Source organism: Bradyrhizobium sp., from assembly GCF_049581145.1.
Lineage (GTDB): Bacteria > Pseudomonadota > Alphaproteobacteria > Rhizobiales > Xanthobacteraceae > Bradyrhizobium.
Window position 1 is genome coordinate 1 of record NZ_JBAURI010000919.1, and the last position, 5,062, is coordinate 5,062.

6 protein-coding genes are annotated in these 5,062 nt (G+C 63.0%); all 6 read right to left on the bottom strand.

Annotation, left to right across the window (positions count from 1 at the left end; translation table 11 throughout):
- A partial coding sequence (locus WCB02_RS30185) for a hypothetical protein (RefSeq protein ID WP_423963728.1) occupies positions 1-665 on the bottom strand: 665 nt, incomplete at its 3' end.
- A 97-nt stretch (positions 666-762) separates the two neighbouring features.
- Positions 763-1,047: a cupin domain-containing protein gene (locus WCB02_RS30190; protein ID WP_423963730.1), complete on the bottom strand. Its 285-nt coding sequence runs from the start codon at positions 1,045-1,047 to the stop codon at positions 763-765.
- A gap of 15 nt (positions 1,048-1,062) precedes the next feature.
- Entirely contained in the window at positions 1,063-2,157 is a 1,095-nt protein-coding gene (locus WCB02_RS30195) for a calcium:proton antiporter (protein WP_423963732.1), read from the bottom strand.
- 126 nt (positions 2,158-2,283) lie between these two features.
- Positions 2,284-3,090 (bottom strand): alpha/beta hydrolase, encoded by an 807-nt coding sequence (locus tag WCB02_RS30200; protein ID WP_423963740.1) that lies wholly within the window; start codon positions 3,088-3,090, stop codon positions 2,284-2,286.
- Between the two features lie 33 nt (positions 3,091-3,123).
- The gene (locus tag WCB02_RS30205) at positions 3,124-4,521 is read right to left on the bottom strand and encodes an NAD(P)(+) transhydrogenase (Re/Si-specific) subunit beta (protein ID WP_423963735.1); all 1,398 of its coding nucleotides are present in this window, start codon (positions 4,519-4,521) and stop codon (positions 3,124-3,126) included.
- A 142-nt stretch (positions 4,522-4,663) separates the two neighbouring features.
- The gene (locus WCB02_RS30210; RefSeq protein ID WP_423963738.1) at positions 4,664-4,981 is read right to left on the bottom strand and encodes a proton-translocating transhydrogenase family protein; all 318 of its coding nucleotides are present in this window, start codon (positions 4,979-4,981) and stop codon (positions 4,664-4,666) included.
- Positions 4,982-5,062 lie beyond the last annotated feature (81 nt).

Consider the following 5,062-nt stretch of genomic DNA (forward strand, 5'->3'; position numbering starts at 1 on the left):
ACGACGCGCGGCGCATCCTGAACCCGCGGCGGTTCCGGAAGTCGCGTGGCTTCCTGCGCGCGCGTCGAGTGCTCGCCGCTGCCACGCAGGCGCTCAATCGCCGCGCGGGCCAGCTCGTTCACGTCGCGGCGGTCTTCCGCCGGAGCAGCCACGGCTTCAGCCGACGATGCGGCGGTCGACGAGGCCGCAGGCGTCGGAACAGCCTTCGCAAATGCCTTTTCCTTTGCTCCGGGCCCGGCAGGAGCGTGCCGCGCCTCAGCTGGAATGCTGGCGGTTTCGGCCGGCTTGGCCTCGGTGGACTTGGCCTCGGCAGATTTGGCCTCGGCAGATTTGGCCTCGGCGGATTTAGCCTCGGCAGGCCGTTCCGCCGCCGACTTCTCGATCGTGGTCCGCTCGAAGGTACCCTTGGAGGTAACGGCGGAAGCAGGAATGCTGGCGGTCGCAGTCGCCTTGGGATCGGATGATTTGACGTCGCCAAGTTTGGAATCGGCAGATTTCGAACCCTTGGCGTCAGCCTGACCGGGATCCGTTGTCGAAGCCACCGCCGCCGTTGGCCGATCCGGGGTCGGCTTGTTGATGTAGTGATTGACGATGTAGGCCCCGATGATGGTCGCAGCCACCGACGGCAGGATGTCCATCGCCAATTTCGTCAGGTATTTCAACATGCCGACCACTCCCCGGCGGGGTTTTTTGATGCGGGAACTTTGAGGCGCATTCAGGGATCAACTACGTCAGATCAGTGGCGATTCGGTAAACGGCAGATTACGATTTCAACTCGACCTCCAGGAACACGATTTCCGAGGCGGTTTCGTTGAGCACGTCGTGCTCGACGCCGGCCTTGCGGAAGTAGGATTTACCGACGCCCAGCTGGGCTTTGGAACGGTTGCCATCGGGCGCCACGATCGTCATTTCGCCCTCCGTCACGGGAACGATCACATAGTCCATGCCGTGAATGTGATGGCCGGTCGCGCTGCCCGGCACGAGGCGCCACTCCGTAACTCGGACCTCCGGCGTGTCGACCTGAACCTCGGACTTCGCGCTGATCACCGCTTCTCTCCAGCCTCAGGGTATGAATACCATAAACGCGAACACCGCGAACACCACGATATGCACCAAACCGAACAAGATGTTGGTGCGACCGGTGCCGAAGGTCAGAAGGCTCAACATGAACGTGAGCAGCAACAGTACCATCTCCTGCGCGTTGACCCCAAGCACCAATTGCTTGTTCAGGAAGTAGGCAGCCGCGGCCACCGCCGGAATCGTCAGCCCAATGGTGGCGAGCGAGGAACCGAGCGCGAGATTGATGCTTTTCTGCAGGTTGTTGTGGCGCGCGGCCGAGATCGCCGCCACGCCTTCCGGCAACAGGATCAGCAAAGCCACCACGACGCCGGCAAAGGCCGGAGGTGCGCCGATCGCCGCAGTCGCGATATCGACGACCAGCGAGAATTTCTTCGCCAGCAGCACGACGGACAGGAGCGACAGCAACAGCAGCCCGATGCTCAATCCCAGCATTCGGCCGTGAATGAGAGAGCCCTCCTCGGCTGGATTGGTTCCAGCGACGAAATAGTCCCGATGCCGGATGGTCTGGGTATAGAGAAACACGCCATAGAGCAGAATGGTCACGATGCTGACAAAGCCGAGCTGGGCCTCCGAATAAACCGGTCCGGGCGTGGTCAGCGTGTAATTGGGCAGCACCAGCGTGATGGTCGCCAGCATGAACAGCACGCTCAGATAGAGATTGGCGCCCGCAACCTGGAAATCCTGCTCGCGGTAGCGCAGCCCGCCGATGAAGATGCAGACGCCGACCAGACCGTTGCAGACGATCATGACAACCGCGAACACGGTGTCGCGGGCCAGGGTCGGCGCGGCCCTGTCGCCGAGCATGATCGTGGCGATCAGCGCAACCTCAATGACCGTGACCGACAAGGTCAAGAGCAGCGTGCCGAAGGGCTCGCCGATCGCGTGCGCGATCACCTCGGCATGATGTACTGCCGCAAACACGGTGCCGAACAGGATCGCGAGCAGAAGCGCTGCGAACACCAAACCATCCGGCGAGAGCGCAAATTCGTAGTGGGTCGCGGTCACGATCCCGAACAGCATGACGGCCAATGCCGGAAAAATCACCGCCGATTTGGGCGTCTGGCTCGCGCCGCTCATGTCACGAAAGTCCCATCGAGATGCAATGGCAGGACTATGCGCGAAAGCGGAGCGAACGTCATCCAGGCGTACGCCGATGAGCGTGCGGCCACTCGCCCGCGTTCAGGGGCGTCCCCGATGCCCCCGTCAGCCGGGCCATCCGTCGATGAACGCCTTTGCGGTCTCGGTCGCGCCGAACCGATCCAGATCGTTATGCCCGCCTTCGGAAAACCGGACGAATTGCTTCGGCTGATGCGCGAGCGCGAACAGCCGTTCCCCGAACGTGATCGAGATCACGGGGTCCTTCGCGCCATGCATGATCAGCAGCGGCACCGTGACCTCCGTGATGCGCCGGTCGGAATGGAATCGATCCAACATCAACAGGCTGACCGGCACGAATTTCAGAAGCGCGCCAGCGACATCGACCGTGGAGGTGTAAGGTGCCTCCAGGATCAGCTTGGAAAGGGGATGTTCGGCCGCGACAGCGGTGGCGACGCCGCTTCCGAGCGAGAAGCCCCAGGCCACGATGCGGGTCGCCTGATAGCGCGCCGCGGTGAAGGCATAGGCGGCATCCGCATCCAGCAGCAGGCCGCGCTCGCTGGGGCTGCCGCTGGAGCCGGCATAGCCGCGATAGGACAACGCAACCAGGCCGGTGCCATCAGCGGTCAGAACCTTGAAGCGGCTGACGAGCCCGGCGAGGAAGTCACCATTGCCGGGAAAATAGAGGACGACCTCGTGTCCGGGCCTGGCCGGCAGGTGCCAGACGATGACCTTCTCGCCATCGGCACTGATCAGCACATGCTCTTTGGCCTCAGGCAGGCCAGCCGCATCGGGCGCAGTGCGCCGCACCGGTGGAATCGGAAACAGCATCGCACGCTGGCGCACGAACAGCACGACAAGCCCTGTGCAATAGGGCGCGACAACGACGATCAGGAGCCATTTCAGGACGGCCATCATTTCAGAACAGCCATCACTCCTCGCCGGCGGTCACATCGCCTTGACGATGCTCTCGGTCATCTTCTTGGCGTCGCCGAGCAGCATCATGGTGTTGTCCCGGTAGAACAAGGGATTGTCGATGCCGGCATAGCCCGAGGCCAGCGAACGCTTGATGAACATCACGGTGCCGGCCTTCCAGACCTGCAGCACGGGCATGCCGTAAATTGGCGACGTCTTGTCTTCTTCCGCGGCCGGATTGGTGACGTCATTGGCGCCGATCACGAAGGCGACGTCGGCCTGCGCGAATTCCGAATTGATGTCCTCGAGCTCGAACACCTCGTCATAGGGCACGTTGGCTTCCGCCAGCAGCACGTTCATGTGGCCGGGCATGCGGCCGGCGACGGGGTGAATGGCATATTTCACCTCGACGCCGTCCTTCTTCAAGGTGTCGGCCATTTCGCGCAGCGCATGCTGTGCCTGCGCCACCGCCATGCCGTAGCCGGGGACGATGATCACCTTCTGCGCGTTCTTCATGATGAAAGCGGCATCATCCGCCGAGCCGAGCTTGACCGGCCGCACCTCGCCCGTGCCGCCCGCCGCAGCTGCGGTTTCGCCGCCAAAGCCGCCGAGGATGACCGAGATGAAGGAGCGGTTCATCGCGTGGCACATGATGTAGGACAGGATCGCGCCGGAGGAGCCGACCAGCGCGCCGGTGATGATCAGCGCCGAATTGCCGAGCGTGAATCCGATGCCGGCCGCGGCCCAGCCGGAATAGGAATTGAGCATCGAGATCACGACCGGCATGTCGGCGCCGCCGATCGGGACGATCATGAGCACGCCGAGCGCCAGCGCGATGACGGTGATCAGCCAGAAGTCGATGGCGCTGCCGGTCAGCACCAGGCCGACGATGAACACCACGAGTGCGATCGCGAGCGCGCTGTTGATGATATGGCGGGCCGGCAGGATGATCGGCGCGCCGCTCATGCGGGCGGACAGTTTCAGGAATGCGATCACCGAGCCGGTGAAGGTCAAGGCGCCGATGGCGACGCCGAGCGACATTTCGACCAGGCTCTGCGGGTGGATATTGCCGGGGCTGCCGATATCGAAGGCCTCGGGCGCGTAGAAGGCGCCGGCGGCCACCAGCACGGCGGCCATGCCGACCAGGGAGTGGAACGCGGCGACGAGTTCCGGCATCGACGTCATCGGCACCCGGCGGGCGATCACCGCGCCGATCGAGCCGCCGATGGCGACGCCGAGAATGACCAGAAGCCAGGCGATACCGTCGGCCGGGGGATGGCTCGCCAGCGTGGTGGCGACCGCAATCGCCATGCCGCCCATGCCGAGGAAATTGCCGCGGCGGCTCGAAGCCGGACTCGACAGTCCCCGTAGCGACAGGATGAACAGCACACCCGCCACGAGGTAGAGAACTGCAGACAGATTGGCGTTCATGAACGAGCCCCCTCACCCGTCATCATCCGCGGAAGCGGCTGATCCAGTAATCCGAAATCGTCAGGAATCAACGATCCGTCCCGGCGCACTGGATGCTCCGCAGGCGCGGGGCATGACGCGATCTTTTGAAAATTCCCCATCCTCACTTTGTCTTCTTCTTGTACATCGCCAGCATGCGCTGGGTGACGAGGAAGCCGCCAAAGATGTTCACGCAGGCGAAGATCAGCGCGACGAAGCCAAAGCCGCGCGCCCAGCCGCTGCCCGAGGAAATCATTCCGACGCCGACCGCGAGCAGCGCGCCGACCACGATCACCGAGGAGATCGCATTCGTCACCGACATCAGCGGCGTATGCAGCGCCGGCGTTACCGACCACACCACGAAATAGCCGACGAACACAGCAAGCACGAAAATCGACAGCCGGAACACAAAGGGATCGACGGCATGCGCGATATGCTCCATGGCTTCTCTCCTTAAGTCCAATTTCTAGGAAGATTTGGGCTGGAAGTTCGGATGAATGACGGCGCCGTCCTTGGTCAGTGC

Coding starts and splice junctions, on each gene's coding strand:
- WCB02_RS30195 (WP_423963732.1), bottom strand. CDS start 2,157: ATGAGCGGCGCGAGCCAGACGCCCAAATCGGCGGTGATTTTTCCGGCA.
- WCB02_RS30200 (WP_423963740.1), bottom strand. CDS start 3,090: ATGGCCGTCCTGAAATGGCTCCTGATCGTCGTTGTCGCGCCCTATTGC.
- WCB02_RS30205 (WP_423963735.1), bottom strand. CDS start 4,521: ATGAACGCCAATCTGTCTGCAGTTCTCTACCTCGTGGCGGGTGTGCTG.
- WCB02_RS30210 (WP_423963738.1), bottom strand. CDS start 4,981: ATGGAGCATATCGCGCATGCCGTCGATCCCTTTGTGTTCCGGCTGTCG.